The sequence below is a fragment of the Pseudomonas sp. FYR_2 genome (assembly GCF_043106425.1).
GTDB lineage: Bacteria > Pseudomonadota > Gammaproteobacteria > Pseudomonadales > Pseudomonadaceae > Aquipseudomonas > Aquipseudomonas monteilii.
The window spans coordinates 92,114-116,836 of the sequence record NZ_JBICMM010000012.1; the positions used below are offsets into that span (position 1 = coordinate 92,114).

19 protein-coding genes are annotated in these 24,723 nt (G+C 62.3%); 5 read left to right on the forward strand and 14 right to left on the reverse strand.

Annotated features, from left to right (window positions below; all coding sequences use genetic code 11):
- Positions 1 to 59: 59 nt before the first annotated feature.
- The 7 genes from hutG to hutC all read right to left on the reverse strand — a co-directional run bounded on the left by hutG (position 60) and on the right by hutC (position 8,643).
- Positions 60 to 863: an N-formylglutamate deformylase gene (gene hutG, locus ACF8R4_RS02355; protein ID WP_392491616.1), complete on the reverse strand. Its 804-nt coding sequence runs from the start codon at positions 861 to 863 to the stop codon at positions 60 to 62.
- A 10-nt stretch (positions 864 to 873) separates the two neighbouring features.
- Complete coding sequence (gene hutI / locus ACF8R4_RS02360) at positions 874 to 2,079, reverse strand: imidazolonepropionase (protein ID WP_156867879.1); 1,206 nt, start codon at positions 2,077 to 2,079, stop codon at positions 874 to 876.
- Between the two features lie 15 nt (positions 2,080 to 2,094).
- Positions 2,095 to 3,498: an amino acid permease gene (locus ACF8R4_RS02365; RefSeq protein ID WP_392491618.1), complete on the reverse strand. Its 1,404-nt coding sequence runs from the start codon at positions 3,496 to 3,498 to the stop codon at positions 2,095 to 2,097.
- A 157-nt stretch (positions 3,499 to 3,655) separates the two neighbouring features.
- Complete coding sequence (gene hutH, locus ACF8R4_RS02370) at positions 3,656 to 5,188, reverse strand: histidine ammonia-lyase (RefSeq protein WP_104833820.1); 1,533 nt, start codon at positions 5,186 to 5,188, stop codon at positions 3,656 to 3,658.
- A gap of 108 nt (positions 5,189 to 5,296) precedes the next feature.
- Positions 5,297 to 6,970, reverse strand: a complete 1,674-nt coding sequence (gene hutU, locus ACF8R4_RS02375; RefSeq protein ID WP_104833819.1) for a urocanate hydratase — start codon at positions 6,968 to 6,970, stop codon at positions 5,297 to 5,299.
- 393 nt (positions 6,971 to 7,363) lie between these two features.
- Entirely contained in the window at positions 7,364 to 7,936 is a 573-nt protein-coding gene (locus tag ACF8R4_RS02380; protein WP_060500640.1) for a HutD family protein, read from the reverse strand.
- The gene (gene hutC / locus ACF8R4_RS02385) at positions 7,933 to 8,643 is read right to left on the reverse strand and encodes a histidine utilization repressor (RefSeq protein WP_156866887.1); all 711 of its coding nucleotides are present in this window, start codon (positions 8,641 to 8,643) and stop codon (positions 7,933 to 7,935) included. Before hutC ends, ACF8R4_RS02380 begins: the two co-directional genes overlap by 4 nt.
- Positions 8,644 to 8,785: 142 nt before the next feature.
- Here hutC and ACF8R4_RS02390 point away from each other — a divergent pair, with 142 nt between their 5' ends.
- Positions 8,786 to 10,150, forward strand: coding sequence for a formimidoylglutamate deiminase (locus tag ACF8R4_RS02390; protein WP_156866827.1), 1,365 nt, complete (start codon positions 8,786 to 8,788; stop codon positions 10,148 to 10,150).
- Positions 10,151 to 10,259: 109 nt separating this feature from the next.
- On the opposite strand, the gene ACF8R4_RS02395 is transcribed toward ACF8R4_RS02390, so the two are convergent.
- From ACF8R4_RS02395 to ACF8R4_RS02415, 5 genes are all read right to left on the reverse strand, one after another.
- Positions 10,260 to 10,832: a lipocalin family protein gene (locus ACF8R4_RS02395; RefSeq protein ID WP_060500646.1), complete on the reverse strand. Its 573-nt coding sequence runs from the start codon at positions 10,830 to 10,832 to the stop codon at positions 10,260 to 10,262.
- A complete protein-coding gene (gene bamE / locus ACF8R4_RS02400) occupies positions 10,829 to 11,083 on the reverse strand; it encodes an outer membrane protein assembly factor BamE (protein WP_003249234.1) in 255 nt (84 codons plus the stop codon). Before bamE ends, ACF8R4_RS02395 begins: the two co-directional genes overlap by 4 nt.
- 225 nt (positions 11,084 to 11,308) lie before the next feature.
- Positions 11,309 to 11,905 carry a DUF924 family protein gene (locus ACF8R4_RS02405; protein ID WP_104833816.1) on the reverse strand — a complete coding sequence of 199 codons (597 nt, stop codon included), beginning with the start codon at positions 11,903 to 11,905 and terminating at the stop codon, positions 11,309 to 11,311.
- A gap of 3 nt (positions 11,906 to 11,908) precedes the next feature.
- Entirely contained in the window at positions 11,909 to 12,919 is a 1,011-nt protein-coding gene (locus ACF8R4_RS02410) for a class 1 fructose-bisphosphatase (protein ID WP_016712457.1), read from the reverse strand.
- A 184-nt stretch (positions 12,920 to 13,103) separates the two neighbouring features.
- The gene (locus ACF8R4_RS02415; RefSeq protein WP_392491621.1) at positions 13,104 to 15,554 is read right to left on the reverse strand and encodes a glycogen/starch/alpha-glucan phosphorylase; all 2,451 of its coding nucleotides are present in this window, start codon (positions 15,552 to 15,554) and stop codon (positions 13,104 to 13,106) included.
- Positions 15,555 to 15,738: 184 nt separating this feature from the next.
- Here ACF8R4_RS02415 and ACF8R4_RS02420 point away from each other — a divergent pair, with 184 nt between their 5' ends.
- A complete protein-coding gene (locus ACF8R4_RS02420; RefSeq protein ID WP_016712459.1) occupies positions 15,739 to 16,143 on the forward strand; it encodes a YkgJ family cysteine cluster protein in 405 nt (134 codons plus the stop codon).
- A gap of 193 nt (positions 16,144 to 16,336) precedes the next feature.
- Here the strand turns inward: ACF8R4_RS02420 and typA are convergent, their stop codons facing one another.
- Positions 16,337 to 18,157, reverse strand: coding sequence for a translational GTPase TypA (gene typA, locus ACF8R4_RS02425; protein ID WP_016712460.1), 1,821 nt, complete (start codon positions 18,155 to 18,157; stop codon positions 16,337 to 16,339).
- Between the two features lie 128 nt (positions 18,158 to 18,285).
- Entirely contained in the window at positions 18,286 to 19,740 is a 1,455-nt protein-coding gene (gene thiI / locus ACF8R4_RS02430) for a tRNA uracil 4-sulfurtransferase ThiI (RefSeq protein WP_060500653.1), read from the reverse strand.
- A 490-nt stretch (positions 19,741 to 20,230) separates the two neighbouring features.
- Between thiI and glnA the strand changes: the two genes are divergently transcribed.
- The 3 genes from glnA (at position 20,231) to ntrC (ending at position 24,513) form a co-directional block, all read left to right on the forward strand.
- Complete coding sequence (gene glnA, locus ACF8R4_RS02435; protein ID WP_060500655.1) at positions 20,231 to 21,637, forward strand: type I glutamate--ammonia ligase; 1,407 nt, start codon at positions 20,231 to 20,233, stop codon at positions 21,635 to 21,637.
- A gap of 357 nt (positions 21,638 to 21,994) precedes the next feature.
- Positions 21,995 to 23,080 carry a nitrogen regulation protein NR(II) gene (gene glnL / locus ACF8R4_RS02440; protein WP_016712463.1) on the forward strand — a complete coding sequence of 362 codons (1,086 nt, stop codon included), beginning with the start codon at positions 21,995 to 21,997 and terminating at the stop codon, positions 23,078 to 23,080.
- Positions 23,077 to 24,513 (forward strand): nitrogen regulation protein NR(I), encoded by a 1,437-nt coding sequence (gene ntrC / locus ACF8R4_RS02445; protein WP_016712464.1) that lies wholly within the window; start codon positions 23,077 to 23,079, stop codon positions 24,511 to 24,513. Before glnL ends, ntrC begins: the two co-directional genes overlap by 4 nt.
- Positions 24,514 to 24,723: the final 210 nt, after the last annotated feature.

Below are 24,723 nucleotides of genomic sequence, written 5' to 3' on the forward strand. Positions count from 1 at the left end.
CTCCCTGCAACTGGCGACGCGCATTGCCCGCAGCGCGTCGCCACCTTCACGGGCGAACTTCAACGCCCATACTGCGCCTTGCCCCAATCCAGCAGTGCCTGCAAAAGCTGCGTCAATACCTGCTGAGTCGGTTGCGCCAGGTCTTCGCGGTAGGCAAATGGCTCGGTCTCATTCATGTAGGTGCACTGCGCCAGCTCCAGTTGGACGGCATGGATGTGGTTGGCCGGGTCGCCGTAATACCGGGTGATGTGCCCACCCTTGAAGCGGCCATTGAGTACATGGCTGTAGTTTTGGGCTTCGGCACATACGCCCTTCAACCGCTCGGCCAGCAGCGGATCGCAGCTGGCGCCATTGAAGGTACCTAGGTTGAAGTCCGGTAACTTGCCATCGAACAGGTGCGGGATGCGCGAGCGGATCGAGTGGGCATCCCACAGCAGTGCATAACCAAACTGTTCGCGCAAGCGGTCCAGTTCACGGCGAAGCGTGCCGTGATACGGGCGCCAGATCTGCTCCAGGTAGCGCTTGCGTTCTTCGCCAGACGGCGCCAGCCCCTCTTTGAACAGCGGTTCGCCTTCAAACAACGTGGCCGGGTACAGGCCAGTGGTGGCGCCGACGTACAGCGGCTTGTCGTCATCCGGGCGGTTCAGGTCGATGACGAAGCGCGAGTACTCTGCAGCTACCACGCTGGCGCCCATGTCGCGGGCGAAGTCGTACAGCTGCGGGATGTGCCAGTCGGTGTCCGGCAAGCTGCGCGCCTCATCGACCAGGCCATCGCGCACGGCGTCGCTCAGGCGCAGGCCGGCATGCGGCATGCTGATCAGCAGCGGCAGGTGGCCTTGATGAAAACTCAGTACCTTGTCCATCGTGCCTCGCTTAGTGGGAAATTTCGTGGCCCTTGCGCACCACGCGCTTGAGCAGGTCGCCACCCAGCCAGTAGGCCAGGTCGGCGGGGCGTTCGATTTGCCAGGCGACGAAGTCGGCTACCTTGCCCACTTCCAGCGAGCCGTGGCTGTCGCCAAGGCCCAGCGCCGTGGCGGCATGCACGGTGACGCCAGCCAAGGCTTCTTCTGGCGTCATGCGGAAACAGGTGCAGCCCATGTTCAACATCAGCCGCAGCGACAACCCTGGCGAAGTGCCGGGGTTGAGGTCGCTGGCCAGGGCAATCTTCACCCCGTGGCGGCGCAAGACCTCCATCGGTGGCAGCTGGGTTTCACGCAGGAAATAGAAGGCGCCCGGCAGCAGCACGGCGACGGTGCCGGCTGCGGCCATGGCAATGGCGTCTTCCTCGGTCATGAACTCCAGGTGGTCGGCCGACAGTGCCTGGTAACGCGCTGCCAGGCTGGAGCCGTGCAGCGACGACAATTGTTCGGCGTGCAGCTTGACCGGCAGGCCCAGTTCGCGTGCCTTGATGAACAGCCGCTCGACCTGGGCCGGGGAAAACGCCAGGTGTTCGCAGAATGCATCCACGGCGTCCACCAGGCCCTCGGCAGCCAGGGCCGGCAGCATCTCGTCACAGATGTGCGCGATGTAGTCGTCGGGCCGGCCGGCGTATTCCGGCGGCAAGGCGTGCGCGGCCAGACAGGTGGCGCGCACCGCCAGCGGCAGTTCGTCGGCCAGGCGCCGGGCCACGCGCAGCATCTTGCGTTCGTTGGCCAGGTCCAGGCCGTAGCCGGACTTGACCTCGATCATGGTCACGCCATCGCGCATCAGCGCCTGAACCCGCTGGCGAGCACTGGCGAACAGCTCGTCTTCGCTGGCGGCACGGGTAGCCCGCACGGTGCTGGCGATACCGCCGCCCTGGGCAGCGATTTCGGCATAGCTCACGCCCTGCAGGCGCTGCTCGAACTCACCGCTGCGGTTACCACCGAACACCGCGTGGGTGTGGCAGTCGATCAGCCCCGGGGTGACCCAGGCGCCGTCCAGGTCCACCGTGCGGTCAGCATCGACCGGCGCCAGTTCGGCGCGCGGGCCGATCCACTCGATCAGCCCGGCACAGGTGACGATGGCCGCGTCCTCGATGGCCGAATAACGGCCCTCGGCCATGGTTGCCACATGGCAATGCTGCCAGAGGGTTCTCATGCATAATCTCCTTTACTAACGGTGCAGCTCGACGGGCTCTGCTGCCGGCTTGCCCTGCCCTGCACGCGGCTTGCACCACAGCAGGTAGGACGCCACCAGGAACACCACCCAGACCACGCCGACGATCAAAGCCGCCTGGGTGTCCGGGAAGTAGCCGAGCACACCAAAGATGAACACCATGAACGCGATGGCGATGGCCGGGCCGTAGGGCCAGAACGGTACCGGGAACTTGAGTTGGGCCACTTCCTCACGGCTCATGCTGCGGCGCATGGCCACCTGGGTAAGCAGGATCATCAGCCACACCCATACAGTGGCAAAGGTGGCAATGGACGCGATGAGCAGGAACACGTTTTCCGGGATCAGGTAGTTGAGCAGCACGCCGATCAGCAGTGCAGCGCCCATCACCACCACGGTCATCCACGGCACGCCATGTTTCGACAGTTTGCCGAAGCTGCGTGGCGCATGGCCTTGATGGGCCAGGCCATACATCATGCGGCCGGCGCCAAAGATGTCGCTGTTGATGGCCGAGATGGCTGCAGAAATCACCACGATGTTCAGCACGGCGGCGGCAGAGCCAATGCCCAGGTTGCTGAAGATCTGCACGAACGGGCTACCTTGGCTGCCGATCTGCGGCCATGGGTACAGGCACATCAGCACGAACAGGGTGAGTACGTAGAACAGCAGAATGCGCAGCGGCACGGCGTTGATCGCCTTGGGAATGACGCGCTGCGGGTCCTTGGCCTCACCAGCGGTGACGCCAATGATCTCGATGCCGCCGAAGGCGAACATCACCACGGCAAACGACGCGATCAGGCCACCCACACCGTTAGGCATGAAGCCGCCGTGGTCGAACAAGTTGCTGACGCCGACGGCATGCCCGGTACCCACCTGGCTGAAGCCGAAAGCCATGATGCCGAGGCCGGCCAGGATCATCGCCACGATGGCGCCGACCTTGAGCAGCGACAGCCAGAATTCCATCTCGCCAAATACCTTGACGTTGCACAGGTTGAGGCCGCCGATCAGGAAGACGATGCCCAGCACCCAGATCCAGCGTGCCACTTCCGGGAACCAGAAGCCCATGTAGATACCGAAGGCGGTGACGTCGGCGATGGCGACGATGACCATTTCGAAGGCGTAGGTCCAGCCGAGGATGAAGCCGGCCATGGGGCCGAGGTAGGTGCTGGCGTAGTGGCCGAAAGAGCCAGCCACCGGGTTGTGCACGGCCATTTCGCCGAGGGCGCGCATGACCATGAATACGGCAGCGCCGCCGATCAGGTAGGCCAGCAGCACGGCCGGGCCGGCCATCTGGATGGCTGAGGCGGAACCGTAGAACAGCCCGGTGCCGATGGCAGAACCGAGGGCCATGAAACGGATGTGGCGGGCACTCAGCCCGCGCTTGAGACCTTGAGCTTGTTGCATGTCACGTCCTTAAATTGTTTTTGTGGTCGTGAGATCGAAGGGGGCTGCCTTGCAGCCCAATCGCCGGCAAGCCGGCTCCCACAGAGACGGTGTGTCGCATCTGCAACTGTGGGAGCCGGCTTGCCGGCGATGGGCCGCACAGCGGCCCCTGGGGGCATTACAGGCTTGGCAGCACACCCGCCGGCAGCAAACCGGTCAGGCTCCCCTTGGCCAACAGTTCCACGGCCTTTTCGATGTCTGGCGCGAAGAAACGGTCACGGTCATAGTGCGGCACTTCGCTGCGCAGCGCCTTGCGCGCCTGCTCCAGCTTCGTGGAAGTCTTCAGGCCTTTGCGCAGGTCCAGGCCCTGGCAGGCGCCCAGCCATTCGATGGCCAGCACGCCACGGGTGTTTTCAGCCATTTCCCACAGGCGCTTGCCGGCAGCCGGGGCCATCGACACGTGGTCTTCCTGGTTGGCCGAAGTCGGCAGGCTGTCGACGCTGTGCGGGTGCGACAGGGCCTTGTTTTCGCTGGCCAGGGCGGCAGCGGTCACCTGGGCAATCATGAAACCGGAGTTGACCCCGCCGTTTTCCACCAGGAACGGCGGCAGCTGGGACATGTGCTTGTCCATCATCAGCGAGATGCGGCGCTCGCTGAGCGAGCCGATTTCGGCGATGGCCAGGGCAATGTTGTCAGCAGCCATGGCCACCGGCTCAGCGTGGAAGTTACCACCGGAAATCACATCACCTTCGGCGGCGAACACCAGCGGGTTGTCGGACACGGCGTTGGCTTCGATGCCCAGCACTTCGGCAGCCTGGCGCAGCTGGGTGAGGCAGGCGCCCATGACCTGCGGCTGGCAGCGCAAGGAGTAAGGGTCCTGGACCTTGTCGCAGTTCTTGTGCGACAGCGACACTTCACTGGAATCGCCCAGCAGGTCGCGGAAGCAGGCGGCGGTGTCGATCTGGCCGCGCTGGCCACGCACTTCGTGGATACGCGCATCGAACGGCGAACGCGAGCCCAATGCCGCTTCGACGCTCAGGCCACCGCAGGCGATGGCAGCAGCGTACAGGTCTTCACCCTGGAACAGACCGCGCAGGGCGTAGGCAGTGGAGGCCTGGGTACCGTTGAGCAGGGCCAGGCCCTCTTTGGCGGCCAGGGTCAGTGGTTCGAGGCCGGCAACCGCCAGGGCTTCGGTGGCCGACAGCCACTGGCCTTTGTAGCGGGCCTTGCCTTCGCCCAGCAGCACCAGCGACATGTGCGCCAGCGGCGCCAGGTCACCGGATGCGCCCACCGAGCCTTTCAGCGGGATGTGCGGGTAGACTTCGGCGTTGACCAGGGCGATCAGCGCGTCGATGACCTTGCGGCGAATGCCGGAGAAACCACGGCTGAGGCTGTTGATCTTCAGCACCATGATCAGGCGCACCAGGTCGTCATCCAGCGGCGCGCCAACACCGGCGGCGTGCGACAGCACCAGCGAGCGCTGCAGGTTTTCCAGGTCGTGGCTGGCGATGCGGGTCGAGGCCAGCAGGCCGAAACCGGTGTTGATGCCGTAGGCGGTACGGTCTTCGGCAATGATCTGCTCGACACAGGCAACGCTGGCGTCGATGGCCGGCGCGGCGCTGGCATCCAGTTGCAGGCGCACGGGCGCGGCGTGGATCGCGCGCAGCTGGGCCAGGGTCAGGGTGCCAGGCTTGAGGGTGAGTTCGGTCACGTTGCTACTCCAAATCGCGTGGAGCCGCAGGCCCGTTTTTCGGTGCCTGCGCGCTCCTTCTTGTTGTTCAGTATCACCCCTTGTGGGGTGTGATCCAAAGCGTGGCGATCACCCAGTGATCATCGGCAGGTCCAGGCCCTGCTCCTTGGCACAGTCGATGGCGATGTCGTAACCGGCATCGGCGTGGCGCATCACGCCAGTCCCCGGGTCGTTGGTCAGCACGCGGGCGATACGCTCGGCGGCTTCGTCGGTACCGTCGCAGACGATGACCATGCCCGAGTGCTGCGAGAAGCCCATGCCCACGCCACCGCCGTGGTGCAGCGACACCCAGGTGGCGCCGCCTGCGGTGTTCAGCAGGGCGTTGAGCAGCGGCCAGTCGGAAACAGCGTCCGAGCCATCACGCATGGCTTCGGTTTCGCGGTTAGGGCTGGAGACCGAACCCGAGTCCAGGTGGTCACGGCCGATCACCACCGGTGCCGACAGCTCGCCGCTGCGGACCATTTCGTTGAACGCCAGGCCCAGCTTGGCGCGCAGGCCCAGGCCAACCCAGCAGATACGTGCCGGCAGGCCCTGGAAGCTGATGCGCTCGCGGGCCATGTCCAGCCAGCGGTGCAGGTGGGCGTCGTCGGGGATCAGTTCCTTGACCTTGGCGTCGGTCTTGTAGATGTCCTCGGCATCGCCAGACAGCGCCGCCCAGCGGAACGGGCCGATACCACGGCAGAACAGCGGGCGGATGTAGGCTGGCACGAAGCCCGGGAAGTCGAAGGCGTTGGCCACGCCCTCTTCCTTGGCCATCTGGCGGATGTTGTTGCCGTAGTCGAAGGTCGGGATGCCTTGTTTCTGGAAGTCCAGCATGGCTTGTACGTGCACGGCCATCGACTGCTTGGCGGCTTTGACCACGGCAGCCGGCTCGGTCTGCGCACGGTCGCGGTACTGTTCCCAGGTCCAGCCGGCTGGCAGGTAGCCGTTCAGTGGGTCGTGGGCGCTGGTCTGGTCGGTGACCATGTCCGGGCGCACGCCACGCTTGACCAGCTCTGGCAGGATTTCGGCAGCGTTGCCGTGCAGGGCGATGGAGATGGCCTTGCCTTCGGCGGTGTACTTGGCGATGCGCGCCAGGGCGTCGTCGAGGTCGGTGGCCTGCTCGTCGACGTAGCGGGTTTCCAGGCGGAAGTCGATGCGGCTCTGCTGGCATTCGATGTTCAGCGAGCAGGCGCCGGCCAGGGTAGCGGCCAGTGGCTGGGCGCCGCCCATGCCGCCCAGGCCTGCGGTGAGTACCCACTTGCCTTTCAGGCTGCCGCCGTAGTGCTGGCGACCGGCTTCGACGAAGGTTTCATAGGTGCCCTGGACGATGCCCTGGCTGCCGATGTAGATCCAGCTGCCGGCGGTCATCTGGCCGTACATGGCCAGGCCTTTGGCGTCCAGTTCGTTGAAGTGTTCCCAGTTGGCCCAGTGTGGCACCAGGTTGGAGTTGGCGATCAGCACGCGCGGGGCGTTGCTGTGGGTCTTGAACACGCCGACCGGCTTGCCCGACTGCACCAGCAGGGTTTCGTCGTCTTCCAGGCGGGTGAGGGTTTCGACGATCTTGTCGTAGCATTCCCAGTTACGGGCGGCGCGGCCGATACCACCGTACACCACCAGTTCTTTCGGGTTTTCCGCGACCTGCGGGTCGAGGTTGTTCATCAGCATGCGCAGTGGCGCTTCGGTCAGCCAGCTTTTGGCGGTCAGCTTGTTGCCACGTGGGGCACGGATTTCAACGTCACGGTATTTGTTGTTGTCGGTCACGGGAAAGGTCCTCTGCGGTCGTCCGCGGGCGGGTATGTCGTGGTCAATATACAAACACACCTTTACTTGTATGTACAAGCACGGACAACCAAAATAATTGGACCTTGCCGTTCCTGACTTGAGTGTGTGGTGGTGCGTAGATCGAGCGCCGCCCGCGCGGCGCATCGCGAGCTACGCTCGCTCCTACGTTTGTTTCTGGCCAATTATTCCTGTGGGATTTGCGCGCGTACGCCTTGGCGCAAGGCGCAATATCGCGTCTTACAAACCAGGCGGTCGCGCGCGCCTGTGACAAGCGTTACTGGCCCGAAACAAACGTAGGAGCGAGCGTAGCTCGCGATGCGCCGCGCGGGCGGCGCTCGATCTCACAGGCGCCAAAAATCTACTGGCGAACCCTCAGCGCCCAACCAACTCGATCAGGCAGAACCGCCCCTGAACCTCCAGCCCAAGCAATTCGTCATTGCCCTCCAGCCGCAGGCAGTCATGCAACCCCAACCGCTGCACCTCATGCCCTGCCATGGTCACCTCAACCTGGCTACTGGCCGCAAACAACAACACCGTCGAAGCCGAGCTGTACAACCGGCTGGTGCCATCGAACCACTGCAACCGCGCCCGATACCGCTGCGGTGCATAGATCAGGTTGAAATCGCGAATCGGCCCGCCCAATAGCTTGCAGCTGACCTGGCTTTCGCCGCTGAAGGCAAAGGCATCCAACGGCAACAACGGTCGGCTGGCCTGGCCATCGACCAGCAGTCGCATGCCATCGCCCTGCAGCACAGTGATGATCCGCTGGTAGCCGGCGAACGTGGAAAAGCCACCCGACTCCTCGATATCGGCAATCGACAGGCGCCAGCCAAAACCGTCCAGCCCTTCACCGCTGTCGCGGGTAATTTCTTCGGTGAAACCGCCACCGTTCTTCCACGGCATGCGGGGGTAATCCTGCGCACGCAACAACTGCAGTTGGCTCATTTACTGAAACGTCCTTCCAGGCGATGACGGGAACCGGGGTGTATCAACCGTGCAGCGGTCACCGGCTGGCGGCCGGACCAGGTGCGGCGACGAATCAGCAGGCAAGGCTCGCCCCGCTCGATCTGCAACAGGGTGCATTCGTCCGGTTCGGCCAGGATGGCCTCGACCACGTGCTCGCCCTCGGTCAGCGGCGCCACTTGGGATAGGTAGGCGTAAGGCGTCTGCCGGGTGAAGTCCTGCTTGAGGTAGTCAGGGGCAATGGCCGCGTTGACGTAGCGGTCCTCGATCTGCACCGGCACGCCGTTTTCAAAATGCACGATCAGCGAGTGGAACACCCGCTGGCCTTCACGCATGTCCAAGGCCAGGGCCCGTTCGGAGCCGGCGGCCTCTTCGGCAAGGGTAATGACCTGGCAGCTATGCTGATGGCCGCGCGCGGCAATTTCGTCGGCAATGTTGTTGACCTCGAACAACGCCGATCGGCCCTTGGGCTCAGCCACGAAGGTACCCACGCCTTGCATGCGCACCAGCAGGCCTTCAGCCGTCAGCTCGCGCAGGGCGCGGTTGATGGTCATGCGGCTGAAACCCAGCTCGCTGACCAGTTCGCTCTCGGAGGGAACCCGGTGGTGTGGCGGCCAGCTGCCGTTGTCGATCTGCTGGACGATCATTTGTTTGACCCGGGCATACAGCGGCGCCGGGCCCTCGCCCATCTGGGCAACCAGCGCGGAGACAGGAGGTGTCGGCACGGCGTTGAGTCCTTTGCAATGGAATGAGCGGTAGCTTGCCGCAGTTTACCCGGCAGGCAAACGCCTGTATATGTATATACAAGTTAACAATAACAGGATTTCACCGATGTCCGCCTACTTCGCCGAACGCGCCCTGCTGCCAACGGGCTGGGCCAGCCATGTCCGTATCGAGGTCGCCAGCGATGGCCATGTAGCCAGCATCGAGCCGGGCGCTTCGGCCGAAGGGGCTGAACGCCTGGCCGGTCCGTTGCTGCCCGGCATGCCCAACCTGCACTCGCATGCCTTCCAGCGCGCCATGGCAGGCCTGGCGGAAGTCGCCGGCAACCCCAACGACAGTTTCTGGACATGGCGCGACCTGATGTACCGCCTGGTCGGGCAGATCACCCCGGACCAGCTGCAGGTCATCGCCCGTCAGCTGTACATCGAGATGCTCAAGGCCGGCTACACCTCGGTAGCCGAGTTTCATTACGTGCACCATGACAATGCCGGCAAGGCCTACGCCGACCCGGCCGAGCTTTCCCGCCGCATCAGCGCGGCTGCGGCCGACAGCGGCATTGGCCTGACCTTGCTGCCGGTGCTGTACAGCCACGCCGGGTTCGGCGGCCAGGCACCGAACGACGGGCAGCGGCGCTTCATCAATTCCACCGAAGGGTACCTGCAACTGCAGGCGCAACTGTCCCCGATCCTAGCCGCGCAGCCTGCACAGCAGCTGGGCCTGTGCTTCCACTCGCTGCGTGCGGTAACGCCTGGGCAGATCGCCGACGTGCTGGCGGCCAGCGACAAGCAATGCCCGGTGCATATCCATATCGCCGAGCAGCAGAAGGAAGTGGACGACTGCCTGGCCTGGAGCGGCCTGCGCCCGCTGCAATGGCTGTACGAACATGTGGAGGTCGACCCCCGCTGGTGCCTGGTGCATGCCACCCATGCCGAGCCGGATGAAGTCACCGCCATGGCCCGCAGCGGTGCCGTGGCCGGGCTGTGCCTCACAACCGAGGCCAACCTGGGTGACGGGATTTTCCCGGCGGTGGACTACTTGGCGCAGGGCGGGCGCATGGGCATTGGTTCCGACAGCCATGTGTCACTGAGCGTGGTGGAAGAACTGCGCTGGCTGGAATACGGCCAGCGCCTGCGTGACCAGCGGCGAAACCGCCTGTACCGCGGCGATCAACCGATGGTCGGGCGCACGCTGTATGACGCGGCACTGGCAGGTGGTGCGCAAGCGCTGGGGCAAGGAATTGGAGAGCTGGCCGTGGGCAAGCGTGCCGACTGGCTGGTGCTCGACGGGCACGACCCTTACATCGCCCTGGCGGATGGCGATGCCATTCTCAACCGCTGGCTGTTTGCGGGTGGGGATCGCCAGGTGCGGGATGTGATGGTGAATGGGCAGTGGGTAGTGCGCCAGGGGCGGCATGCACAGGAGGAGGAAAGCGCGCAGGCGTTTGCTCAGGTACTGCGGCAGCTTTTGGGTTGAGTGTACTGGGGCTGCTTAGCAGCCCTTCTCGGGCAAGCCCCACAGGGTTTTGCGCATAACCTGTGGGAGCGGGCTTGCCCGCGAAGGGTTGCAAAACAACCCCAAAAAATCAGTGCATTTTTACAATTTGCTGATCAGACGCACGCCAGATAAGCCGGCTGGTGTCATACCCCTGCTGTCGTGCCTTGGACAGCAGATTCTCGCGCTCCCACGCCGGCAATGTCGGCGTACGCGACAGAATCCACAGGTGCTTGCGATCCGGGCTGCCGACCACCGCCGTGCGGTAACGCTCATCCACATACAAAATCCAGTACTCGCCCCGAGCCACGCCCGGCACCAGCTTGGTAAACCAGTTGTCGAACTCTACCCACAGCTTGTCGGTATGCCCCGGCTCCTGAATGCTGGCGTGCCCCTCGGCACGCAGCCATTCATCACCCATGGTGCGGCAGCGGTTGAGCACGCCAAAGCTGCCATCCGGCTTGAGGTTGTAGTGCGCCTCGGACTGCTCGCAACCGGTCTGGTAGCGCATAGGCAGGCGTGCCAACTCGAACCATTTGCCCTGATAGCGCTTGAGGTCGACATTGCCGGCGGTTTTCGGCGCCAGCGGGTCGTGCACGGAGCCTGCACAACCGCCCAGCAGCAACGCCAGGCATACCCCCATCAGCAGGTACGCACGCCTCATTTGAGACCCTGCCCTGAATACATCAGCACCTTGTCAGCTGCGTACTGCACGCTGATGAAGCTCTTCTCGTCCCCCCAGGTGCAGCTGCTCATGCCCAGCGCGCCAGAGCACTCGGTCGGCGTGCCGAGCAACTGCTCGACCTCGGCCTTGTTCATACCGGCCTTGATCTTGGAATAGTTTTCCTGGTTGATCTTGCTGCAGGCAGTCAGGACGACGCACAGCGACAACAGGGCGAGGGAACGCAACGACATGAAGGACACTCCTGGAGAGGGGATACAGGCGAGTGGCCTGCAGTGACCTTCGACGGAAAAAACCCTCCCGGGTTCCCTACCCCACCCCATTTACCCCTACACCATTGGTCGGGTGGCCACTACCGTGCGATTAATCACAAAGTAATAGTCATCTCCCAATAAAAAAGGCCGCCCCTTGCAGGAGCGGCCTTGCGTCGCGACGGCCTGCACAGCAGGCCCAATGCCTCAGAACCTGGACCCGGGCTCCAGCAAAAAGTCCATCTCTTCACTGGTGCTCGGCCGCTCCAGCACCAGGTTGCGGTGCGGGAAGCGCCCGAACCGGGCAATCACGCGCTGATGCTGCTCGGCATAGTCGAGGAAGCCTTCAAACAGCCGGCGATGGGCCTCTGGCTGCTCGTCGAGCAATACCTGATAACGCTCGACACACAGGTTCTGCCAGTCCAGCACCTCGGCATGCTCCAGCACCAGCAGCACGAACACGCGCTGGATGGGCAGCAACTGGTAGTCCCAGCCCTTCTGCAGGCCCTGCATGGCCACCACCTGGGCACGCCGGTCGCCCTCGAAGGCGCGCGGCGTGTCGCGGTAGATCATGCGCGGCAGCTGGTCCAGCAGAATCAGCAGGCCCAGCCAGCCCTGCGGGCTTTGCTGCCACTCGTCGAGCCCGCCGGCCAAGGCCTGCTCGGTCAGCTCGCCAAACAGCGCATGGGCATCGGCATCGTGATGCTTGCCGAACCACAGCGTGCTCTTCTCGTCAGCCACGGCCTGGGGACTGGTGCCCCAACCGAACCACCACTCCAGCAACGGCTGCCAAGGTGCGAGCATGACTTATTCCTTGTGGTAGGCGGTAACGCGCTCGACCTCTTCCTTCGAGCCGAGGATCACCGACACGCGCTGGTGCAGGCTTTCTGGCTTGATGTCGAGGATGCGATCGTAACCGTTGGTGGAAGCGCCGCCAGCCTGTTCGATGATGAAGGACATCGGGTTGGCTTCGTACATCAGGCGCAGCTTGCCCGGCTTGCTTGGCTCACGGGCGTCACGTGGGTACATGAACAGGCCGCCACGGGTCAGGATGCGGTGTACGTCGGCCACCATCGAGGCGATCCAGCGCATGTTGTAGTTCTTCTTCAGCGGGCCGGTCTCGCCGGCCAGCAGCTCGCCCACGTAGCGTTGTACCGGGGCTTCCCAGTGGCGCTGGTTGGACATGTTGATGGCGAATTCGGCGGTGCTTTCCGGCACACGGATGTTTTCGTGAGTCAGAACGAAGCTGCCCAGCTCGCGGTCCAGGGTGAAGCCCTTCACGCCATTGCCCAGGGTGAGGATCAGCATGGTCTGCGGGCCGTAGATGGCGTAACCGGCGGCGACCTGCTGGGTGCCTGGCTGCAAGAAGGCGTTTTCGTTCAGGGTTTCGTTCTGGCTCAGGTATTCGTTAGGGCAACGCAGTACCGAGAAGATGGTGCCGACCGACACGTTGACGTCGATGTTCGACGAACCGTCCAGCGGGTCGAAGACCAGCAGATAGGCGCCTTTCGGGTATTTGCCCGGGATCTGGTAGGCGTTGTCCATTTCTTCGGACGCCATGCCGGCCAGGTGGCCGCCCCACTCGTTGGCTTCCAGCAGGATATCGTTGGAAATCACGTCCAGTTTCTTCTGGACTTCGCCCTGCACGTTTTCAGTGCCCATGCTGCCCAGCACACCACCCAGGGCGCCTTTGGACACGTGATGGCTGATTTCCTTGCACGCACGCGCCACCACTTCGATCAGGAAGCGCAGATCGGCAGGGGTATTGTTGCTGCGGGTCTGCTCAATCAGATAGCGACTCAGGGTAACGCGGGACATGTATGGCTCCGAACGGATTGGGGGGATGAAAAACCCCCGCAGTTTACAGGGAGAGTTGCAGGCTAGCGAGTAATGAGACTCGCCACGGCTCTCTGACGGCACAATAGGTCGCTAGTTCAGCCTTCGCCAGGCCGGTGGTCTGGTTGTGAGGCCATTCGCGGGACCGCCCGCGAATGGCCCCACATCAATCCAAAGCCTTCCAGATCTCGGTGGCATACTCACGAATGGTCCGGTCCGACGAGAACCACCCCATCCGCGCCGTGTTCAGCACCGCCATGCGCCACCACTCCTGCGGCGTGTGCCACAGTTCCTCGACCCGCCGCTGGGCATCCCAGTAGGCATCGAAGTCGGCGCACACCAGGAAGCGGTCATACGCCACCAGCCCGTCGATCAACCCGGCGTAGCGCGATGGGTCGTCCGGCGAGAACACACCGCTGCGAATCGCCTGCAGCACATCATTCAGGCGGTTGGACGCGGCAATCGCCGCACTGGCACCAAAATCACCCGCCTTCTTGCGTGCCTCGACCTGCTGGGCGGTCAAGCCAAAGATGAACATGTTGTCGGCGCCCACCTGTTCGCACATCTCCACGTTGGCGCCATCCAGCGTGCCGATGGTCAACGCGCCGTTCAGCCCGAACTTCATGTTGCTGGTACCGGAGGCTTCATAGCCGGCCGTTGAAATCTGCTCGGAAAGGTCTGCCGCCGGGATGATGCTTTCAGCCAGGCTGACGTTGTAGTTGGGCAGGAACACCACCTTCAGGAGGCCACGGACGGTCGGGTCGTTGTTCACCACCCGGGCGATGTCGTTGGCCAGTTTGATGATCAACTTGGCCTGGTGATAACTGGCTGCCGCCTTGCCGGCGAAAATCTTCACCCGCGGCACCCAGTTGGTACCGGGGTCGTTGCGTATGGCCTGGTACAACGCCACGGTGTGCAGCAGGTTGAGCAACTGGCGCTTGTACTCGTGGATGCGCTTGACCTGCACGTCGAACAACGCCTCGGGGTTTACCGTAACGCCGATGCGGTCCTGGATGATGCTGGCCAGGGCGCGCTTGCTGTGCAGGCGCTGGGCGGCGAACTGCTTGCGAAAACCAGGCTTGTCGGCAAACGGCACCAGGCCGGCAAGCCGCCCTTCAGGGTCGTCCTTGAGCTCTGGCCCAAGCGCCTCGACCAGCATGTCGGTCAACTGAGGGTTGGACTGGTACAACCAGCGGCGGAAAGTAATGCCGTTGGTCTTGTTGTTGATGCGCTGCGGGTAAAGCTTGTGCAACTCGGAGAACACGGTGCTCTTCATCAACTTGCTGTGCAGCGCCGACACGCCGTTGACGCTGTGCGAGCCAAGAAACGCCAGGTTGCCCATGCGCACGCGGCGGCCGTTGTCTTCCTCGATCAGCGACACGGCGCGCAGCACGTCGAAATCGTGCAGGCCTTTGGCGCGCAGCGAGTCGATATGGTAGGCATTGATGAGATAGATGATCTGCATGTGCCGGGGGAGCATGCGCTCCATCAGCGCGACCGGCCAGGTTTCCAGGGCTTCGGGCAGCAGCGTGTGGTTGGTGTAGGCGAGCGTGCCGACGGTCAGCTCCCAGGCCTTTTCCCACGGTATTTCATGCTGATCCACCAACAGCCGCATCAACTCCGCCACGGCAATCGATGGGTGGGTGTCGTTGAGCTGGATGGCTGCCGCATCGGGCAGGTTGAGCAGGTCTTTGTGCATGTTCAGGTGGCGGCGGAGCAAGTCCTGCAACGAAGCCGACACGAAGAAATACTCCTGACGCAAGCGCAGTTCCTGCCCCGCCTCGGTGCTGTCCGCCGGGTACAGCACGCGAGAAATGCTCTCGGCCCGCGCCACTTCGGCCACGGCCCCCAGGTGGTCGCCCGCATTGAAGCGTTCAAGGTGCAGCTCTTCCAGCGCCCGTGCACGCCACAAGCGCAAGGTGTTGACGCTGGACCCGCGCCAGCCGACCACGGGCGTGTCATAAGCGACCGCCCGCACCGTCTCACCCGGCGACCAGACCTGGCGCTGGGCACCGCTATCATCGCTCAAGGTTTCAACGCTGCCGCCGAAGCTGATCGGGTAGATCACCTCGGCACGCTCGAACTCCCACGGGTTGCCGAAATCCAGCCAGTTCTCGGTCTGCTCCTGCTGCCACCCATCGACCAGGGCCTGACGGAACAGCCCATGCTCGTAGCGGATGCCATAACCATGGGCGGCAATACCCAAGGTGGACATACTTTCCATGAAGCACGCCGCCAGCCGGCCAAGGCCACCGTTACCCAGCGCGGCATCGGGTTCGAGCAGGCGGATGCGCTCCAGGTCCACGTCCAACCCTTCCAGTGCATCGCGGGCGATGTCCAGCAGCCCCAGGTTGCTCAGGCTGTCATACAGCAGGCGCCCGATAAGGAATTCCAGGGAGAGGTAGTAGACCCGCTTCTGGCTGCGTCGATAGGCCTGGCGGGTATGGTCCATCCAGTGGTCGACCATGTGATCGCGCGCAGCCAGGGCAATGGCTTCGAACCAGTCATGGTCGTAGGCGTGCTCCGGGTCCTTGCCGACCGCATAGGTCAGCTTGTTTAGTACAGCGGCGCGAAAATCCGCGACTTCGGCGTCACGTGCTTTGGGTTCCTGGGACATGCGACATCCTCGGGCAAGTTGACGAAAGCGGAGGGAGATTGTTGAGACTAGACCCTTCGACCGGGAGTGACAGTTACGGTTCGCAGTTTTCATGCCCACTCTGCGATTCCGGCAAAAGGTTGTTCATAAATTGAACAATTCCGGTATCATCGCGCGCCCCAAGACCGTGATCCACCCTATAAAGATGAAAACGACCCTGATCGCCGCCGCCGAAGTCGACCGCCTGGAGACTTGGCAGCGCTATGCCAGCCACATGTGCGGTGGCTGCCACTCGACCTGTTGCACCCTGCCGGTGGAGGTGAAGATCAAGGATCTGATCCGTATCGGCGTGGTGGACGAGTTCGAAAAAGACGAACCGCCGAAAAACGTGGCCAAACGCCTGCAGAAGGAAGGCATCATCGAGCGCTTCAACCAGAAGTCGGGCATCTTCACCCTGACCCGGATGAGCAACGATGACTGCATGTATCTGGATCGTAAGAGCCGGCTGTGCACCATTTATGACAAGCGCCCGGATACCTGCCGCAACCACCCAAAGGTCGGGCCGCGGCCGGGGTATTGTGCCTATAAGCCCAAGGTTGTCGGGCGCTGATCGTTAGCCTGTTCCGGCCTCTTCGCGGGTAAACCCGCTCCCACAGGATCTCTGCAAGGTTCAGAGCCTGTGCAGTACCTGTGGGAGCAGGTTTACCCGCGAAGAGGCCAGCACCGACAGCACAATTACTGAAGGCATAAAAAAACGCCCCCGGCCTTTCGACCGGGGGCGTTTTCATTCAGCCTGAGCTAACTCAGTTCTTGGCTTTCTTGGCAGCGCGGGTACGCTCGCCTTCGTCCAGGATCTTCTTGCGCAGGCGGATCGACTTAGGCGTCACTTCGCACAGCTCGTCGTCCTGGATGAATTCCAGGGCCTGTTCCAGGGTGTGGCGAACTGGCGGTACCAGGGCGATGACTTCGTCTTTGCCCGAAGCACGCATGTTGTCGAGCTTCTTGCCTTTGGTCGGGTTCACGCCCAGGTCGTTGTCACGGCTGTTCAGGCCGATGATCTGACCGTTATAGATCTCCTGACCGTGCTCAACGAACAGCTTGCCGCGCGCCTGCAGGGTTTCCAGCGAGTAGGTCAGCGCCTTGCCGGTTTCGACCGAAACCAGTACGCCGTTCAGGCGGCCGGACATCTGGCCCGACTTCATGGTGTCGTAACGATCGAAGATCGAGGTCAGGATGCCTGCACCGTTGGTCAGGGTCAGGAACTGGTTACGGAAACCGATCAGACCACGGGCTGGAATGTTGTACTCCAGGCGCACACGGCCCTTGCCATCCGGAACCATGTTGGTCAGGTCGCCTTTACGCAGACCCATCTCTTCCATCACCTTGCCCTGGGATTCTTCAGGGATGTCGATGGTGACGTTCTCGAACGGCTCCTGCTTCACGCCGTCCACTTCGCGGATGATGACTTCAGGACGGCCTACGGCCATCTCGAAGCCTTCACGGCGCATGGTTTCGATCAGTACCGACAGGTGCAGCTCACCACGGCCCGATACCTTGAACTTGTCAGGGGAATCGGTTTCCTGAACGCGCAGAGCAACGTTGTACAGCAGCTCCTTGTCCAGACGGTCCTTGATGTTACGGCTGGTGACGAACTTGCCTTCTTTACCGCAGAACGGCGAGTCGTTGACCTGGAAGGTCATGGAAACGGTCGGCTCGTCAACGGTCAGCGGCTTCATCGCTTCTACCGCATCCGGGGCGCACAGGGTGTCGGAGATGAACAGCTCGTCGAAACCGCTGATGCAGACGATGTCGCCAGCCTGGGCTTCTTCAACGTCTACACGGTGCAGGCCGTGATGGCCCATCAGCTTCAGGATACGGCCGTTACGCTTCTTGCCGTTGGTGTCGATGGCGACAACCGGGGTGTTCGGCTTGACGCGACCACGGGCGATACGGCCAACGCCGATAACGCCGAGGAAGCTGTTGTAGTCCAGTGCGGAGATTTGCATCTGGAACGGGCCGTCACGGTCAACAGACGGCGCAGGTACGTTGTCGACGATCGACTGGTACAGGGCGGTCATGTCTTCGCCCATCTCGGTGTGGTCCAGGCCGGCGATGCCGTTCAGGGCCGAGGCGTAGACGACTTTGAAGTCCAGCTGTTCGTCGGTAGCACCGAGGTTGTCGAACAGGTCGAAGATCTGGTCCAGAACCCAGTCAGGACGCGCGCCCGGGCGGTCAACCTTGTTGATCACGACGATTGGCTTCAGGCCGGCTTCGAAGGCCTTCTTGGTCACGAAGCGCGTTTGCGGCATCGGGCCGTCCTGGGCGTCGACCAGCAGCAGCACGGAGTCGACCATCGACATTACACGCTCAACCTCGCCACCGAAGTCGGCGTGGCCGGGGGTGTCGACGATGTTGATGTGGTAGCCGTTCCAGTTGATGGCGGTGTTTTTCGCCAGAATGGTAATACCGCGCTCTTTTTCCTGGTCGTTGGAGTCCATGACGCGCTCGTCGTTGAGCTCGTTACGCTCCAGGGTGCCGGACTGACGCAGGAGTTTGTCGACCAGGGTGGTTTTACCATGGTCAACGTGGGCGATGATGGCGATGTTACGCAGATTTTCGATCACAAGTGTATCTCGATCAGAGGATTCGGTTGCCGCCCAGTGTAGGCGGCCAATATGTACTGTTTAAGGCTCAGCGGGCCCGGCGGTCGGGAGGGCGATGGCGGATACTGCCGCCATACAGCCCCGGCGTCTTATGTCGGACGATAAACACGCACATTGGCATGTCCCTCACTGAGCAGGTGGTGTGCGTGCAAACGGCTCATCACACCCTTGTCGCAATACAGCAAGTACTGGCGCGTGGGGTCCAGGTGCTTGAACTTGCTGTTGATCGCGTAGAACGGCATGGCCTGGACTTCGATACCTTCCAGCGCCAGGGGTTCGTCTTCCTGGGCATCGGGGTGACGAATGTCGATGACGATCTGGCCTGGCAGCGCCTCGGCCACTTCCTCGATTTCGATGTCCTTGCCCAGCTCGTCGATCACATGGTCGATGGAAATGAACTTGGCGCGCTCCAGGGCGCGCTCCAGCACGGCCATGTCGAACTGCTTTTCTTCATGTTCCATGCGGTGGCGCTTGGCGTGAGTGGTCGGGTTTACCGAGATCACGCCGCAGTATTCTGGCATGTGCTTGGCGAAGTCGGCGGTGCCGATTTCGGTGGCCTGGTCGATGATGTCCTGCTTGTGGCTGGCCAGCAACGGGCGCAGCACCAGCTTGTCGGTGGCCGAGTCGATGATCGACAGGTTCGGCAGCGTCTGGCTGGACACCTGGGAAATCGCCTCGCCGGTGACCAGCGCGTCGATCTGCAGGCGGTCGGCCATGTGCGCGGCACCGCGCAGCATCATGCGCTTGAGGGTGACGCCCATGTAGCTGTTGTCGACCTTGTTGAGGATCTCGCCGACCACTTCTTCGAACGGCACGCTGATGAACAGCACGCGCTGGCTGCTGCCGTACTTTTTCCACAGGAAGTGGGCCACTTCCATCACGCCCAGCTCGTGGGCACGGCCGCCGAGGTTGAAGAAGCAGAAGTGGGTCATCAGGCCACGGCGCATCATCTGGTAGGCCGCCACGGTGGAGTCGAAGCCACCGGACATCAGCACCAGGGTCTGCTCCAGGGCGCCCAGCGGGTAACCGCCGATGCCGTTGTGCTGGTTGTGGATCACGTACAGGCGCTGGTCGCGGATTTCGATGCGCACCAGCACTTCAGGGTTCTTCAGCGCGATGCCGGCGGCGCCGCATTGCTGGCGCAGCTGGCTGCCGACGTAGCGGTCGACGTCCATCGAGGTGAAGTCATGGTGGCCACCGCGCTTGCAGCGCACGGCGAAGTGCTTGCCGGCCAGCAGATGGCCGAAGTGGTGCTTACACTTGGCGACGATGTCGTCGAAGTCACCCAGCGGGTATTCCTCAACCTGCAGGAAGTGGGTGATACCCGGCGTGCAGGTGAGGCGCTCGATCATCTCGCGCTGGACTTTCTCGTCTTCGACGCGGGTGACCACTTCGAGATTGTCCCAGACACCATCAACCGCGAGCTCAGGGTCGAGATCCTTGAGCACATTGCGGATATTCTTGCCGAGCTGGCGGATAAAGCGCTTGCGCACCGGCCGGCTCTTGATGGTGATTTCTGGGAAGACTTTGACGATAAGTTTCATTGGTTAACAGCGCGCGCAGGGCCTGCCGAAAATGAGGGGCGCGAATTATAGCGGAAATTGCTCAGGATTTGACCAACTTTTGATCAGAAGCTTTGAGATAAATGCAAGACCGGGGTTTTGCAGTGCCTGTTCCGGCCCTTTCGCGGGCAAGCCCGCTCCCACAGGAGCCGTGCAAGCTTCAAAGAGCACACCGTACCTGTGGGAGCAGGCTTGCCCGCGAAGGGGCCCTTAAAAAAAGCACATCCGCCTGACAGTGCACATTTGTGGTGCATCACCACCAAAACTCGCATCTTTAGGGTGCATTATTCGCCGTCAGCCGCGTGCCAAATGCCCGCAAACGCCCCCTTTTATCCCGCCCTCGCCATTTTCGGGCACTGGCATGCAATTTGCTCCCTTGTGAGGCAGGTAAGCTTGGCCGACTATCCGCGCCCGGCAACACCCTTTTTCCAGGGCAGCGGCCCACCGCGCTCTAGACCATCCGGAGGACAACATGTCGAAGTCGGTTCAACTCATCAAAGATCATGACGTCAAGTGGATTGATCTGCGTTTCACGGACACCAAAGGCATTCAGCACCACGTGACCATGCCGTCGCGTGATGCGCTGGACGAAGACTTCTTCGAAGTCGGCAAGATGTTCGACGGTTCCTCCATTGCTGGCTGGAAAGGCATCGAAGCTTCCGACATGATCCTGATGCCGGTTGACGACACTGCCGTCCTGGACCCGTTCACCGAAGAACCTACCCTGATCATCACCTGCGACATCGTCGACCCGTCGAGCATGCAGGGCTACGATCGCGACCCACGTGCGATCGCCAAGCGCGCCGAAGAGTACCTGAAGAGCACCGGCATCGGTGACACCGTATTCGCAGGCCCGGAGCCAGAGTTCTTCATCTTCGACGAAGTGAAGTTCCAGTCGGACATCTCCGGCTCGATGTTCAAGATCTTCTCCGAGCAAGGCTCGTGGATGACCGGCGCTGACGTGGAAGGCGGCAACAAAGGCCACCGTCCAGGCGTGAAAGGCGGCTACTTCCCGGTTCCGCCGTTCGACCACGACCACGAAATCCGTACTGCCATGTGCAACGCACTGGAAGAAATGGGCCAGACCGTTGAAGTTCACCACCACGAAGTGGCGACTGCCGGCCAGAACGAAATCGGCGTCAAATTCAACACCCTGGTGAAGAAGGCTGACGAAGTACAAGCCCTGAAATACGTCGTGCACAACGTTGCCGACGCTTACGGCCGTACCGCCACCTTCATGCCGAAGCCACTGTACGGTGACAACGGTTCGGGCATGCACGTACACATGTCGATCTGGAAAGACGGCAAGAACACCTTCTCGGGTGAAGGCTATGCCGGCCTGTCCGACACCGCTCTGTACTTCATCGGCGGTATCATCAAGCACGGTAAGGCCCTGAACGGCTTCACCAACCCGTCGACCAACTCGTACAAGCGTCTGGTTCCAGGTTTCGAAGCACCGGTAATGCTGGCCTACTCGGCGCGTAACCGTTCCGCCTCGATCCGTATTCCTTACGTCGGCAGCCCGAAAGCCCGCCGTATCGAAGCACGCTTCCCGGACCCATCGGCCAACCCGTACCTGGCCTTCGCGGCCCTGCTGATGGCTGGCCTGGACGGCATCCAGAACAAGATCCACCCAGGCGATGCTGCCGACAAGAACCTGTACGACCTGCCACCAGAAGAGGCCAAGGACATTCCGCAAGTGTGCGGCAGCCTGAAAGAAGCCCTGGAAGAGCTGGACAAAGGCCGTGCGTTCCTGACCAAGGGCGGCGTGTTCTCCGACGACTTCATCGATGCCTTCATCGAGCTGAAGTCGGAAGAAGAGATCAAGGTCCGTACCTTCGTGCACCCGCTGGAATACGAGCTGTACTACAGCTGCTGATCTGATCGGCGCCCCGCGCCGATGACCTGATCTGGAACGGCCTCCCTCGGGAGGCCGTTTTCGTTTCTGCGCCACACAGAAATCACCTCACCCACGCTATGCTCTATCTTGGTGCACAAAAAAGCGCCTTGCCCCTATTTGCTCCCCAATCTGGTTCACATGAAACGTTTCATCCAGAGTTTCTGATCCGAATTTGCGCAGATACAGGCCTTTATCGGCAAATCCCGCTTCTTTTCGGAGCTTTGGTTTGTTTCTTGCATTTCTAGCAGGTAGAGAGCCTCGCATCGGCGGGGCCACCGCACCTGGCCCTGGCCAAAGCAGGGCCAGGCAAGCGCCAAAAGAGGTCAACGACGCCTTATGACCATCAGCGATGCACAGCACCGTCTGCTTCTGGACAACCTGACCACCGCCACGTTGCTGCTCAATGCCGAGCTGCGCCTGGAGTACATGAACCCGGCCGCGGAAATGCTGCTGGCCGTCAGCGGCCAACGTAGCCATGGGCAGTTCATCAGCGAGCTGTTCACCGAGTCGACCGAAGCGCTCAGCTCGTTGCGCCAGGCGGTCGAACAGGCGCACCCGTTCACCAAGCGCGAAGCGCAGCTCACCTCGCTGACCGGGCAGACCATCACCGTCGACTACGCGGTAACCCCTATCCTCAACCAGGGCCAGACCCTGCTGTTGCTGGAGGTGCACCCGCGCGATCGGCTGCTGCGCATCACCAAGGAAGAGGCCCAACTGAGCAAGCAGGAAACCACCAAGATGCTGGTGCGCGGCCTGGCCCACGAAATCAAGAACCCCCTCGGCGGCATCCGTGGCGCGGCGCAGTTGTTGTCACGCGAATTGCCCGAGGAAGGCCTGCGCGACTACACCAACGTGATCATCGAAGAAGCCGACCGCCTGCGTAACCTGGTAGACCGCATGCTCGGCTCGAACAAGCTGCCATCGCTGGCCATGACCAACATCCATGAAGTGCTGGAGCGGGTCTGCAGCCTGGTCGAGGCCGAAAGCCAGGGTTGCATCACTTTGGTGCGCGATTACGACCCAAGCCTGCCGGACGTCTTGATAGACCGCGAGCAGATGATCCAGGCCGTCCTCAACATCGTGCGTAACGCCATGCAGGCGATCAGTTCGCAGAACGAGCTGCGCCTGGGCCGCATCACCCTGCGCAGCCGCGCCTTGCGCCAGTTCACCATCGGCCATGTGCGCCATCGCCTGGTGGCGCGGGTGGAAATCATCGACAACGGCCCGGGCATCCCGCCGGAACTGCAAGACACCCTCTTCTATCCCATGGTCAGTGGCCGCCCCGACGGTACCGGGCTGGGCCTGGCCATTACCCAGAACATCATCAGCCAGCACCAGGGCCTGATCGAGTGTGAAAGCCACGCAGGCCACACCGCCTTTTCGATCTACCTGCCTCTGGAACAAGGAGCCACCGCCTCATGAGCCGAAGTGAAACCGTATGGATCGTCGACGATGATCGCTCCATCCGCTGGGTACTGGAAAAAGCCCTGCAACAGGAAGGCATGACCACCCAGAGCTTCGACAGCGCAGATGGTGTGATGGGCCGCCTTGCGCGCCAGCAACCGGACGTGATCATTTCCGACATCCGCATGCCGGGTGCCAGCGGCCTCGACCTGCTGGCACAGATTCGCGAGCAGCACCCACGCCTGCCGGTCATCATCATGACCGCTCATTCCGACCTGGACAGCGCCGTGGCGTCTTACCAAGGCGGCGCTTTCGAGTACCTGCCCAAACCGTTCGACGTGGACGAGGCAGTCTCGCTGGTAAAACGTGCCAACCAGCATGCGCAGGAGCAACAAGGGCTGGATGTGCCACAGAACCTGGCGCGCACCCCGGAAATCATCGGCGAAGCACCGGCCATGCAGGAGGTGTTCCGCGCCATCGGCCGCCTCAGCCACTCCAACATCACCGTGCTGATCAACGGCGAGTCCGGCACCGGTAAAGAACTGGTGGCCCACGCCCTGCACCGCCATAGCCCGCGTGCGGCGTCGCCGTTCATTGCCCTGAACATGGCAGCGATCCCCAAGGACCTGATGGAGTCTGAGCTGTTCGGCCATGAGAAAGGCGCCTTCACTGGCGCTGCCAACCTGCGCCGGGGCCGCTTCGAGCAGGCCGATGGCGGCACACTGTTCCTCGACGAAATCGGTGACATGCCTGCCGACACCCAGACCCGCCTGCTGCGGGTGCTGGCCGATGGCGAGTTTTATCGCGTTGGCGGCCACGTGCCGGTCAAGGTCGACGTGCGCATCATTGCCGCGACCCACCAAAACCTGGAGTCGCTGGTGCAGGCCGGCAAGTTCCGCGAAGACTTGTTCCACCGCCTGAACGTGATTCGCATCCATATTCCTCGGCTGGCCGACCGCCGTGAGGACATCCCCGCCCTCGCCCGCCACTTCCTCGCCCGTGCCGCTCAGGAACTGGCAGTCGAGCCGAAGATCCTCAAGCCGGAGACCGAAGAGTTCATCCGCAACCTGCCGTGGCCGGGCAACGTGCGGCAGATGGAGAACACTTGCCGCTGGATCACCGTGATGGCCTCCAGCCGCGAGGTGCTGATCGGCGACCTGCCGCCTGAACTGCTGAACCTGCCGCAGGATGCCGCACCGGTCACCAACTGGGAGCAGGCTTTGCGCCAGTGGGCCGACCAGGCGTTGGCGCGCGGGCAATCGAACCTGCTAGACAGCGCGGTGCCGAGCTTTGAGCGGATCATGATCGAGACGGCACTCAAGCACACCGCCGGCCGCCGCCGGGATGCCGCGCTTTTACTGGGTTGGGGGCGTAATACCTTGACCCGCAAGATCAAGGAGCTGGGGATGAATGTGGCGGGCGGTGATGACGAGGAAGGTGATGACCACTAACGCTCGGTAATCCTGCAAGATCCCTGGGGCCGCTTTGCGGCCCCAGCCATTTCAGCCTCCCGATGCACCGATCCTGTGCCCAATGCACCTCTCGAAGGCACAAATCCCCTCAAAACCCGGCCAAATACCCCTCAAAGCCCAATATTCACGGGCTTTGCAAAATTGGCACGCCCCCTGCAATACCTAATACATACCCAGTTTCGGGGGCCC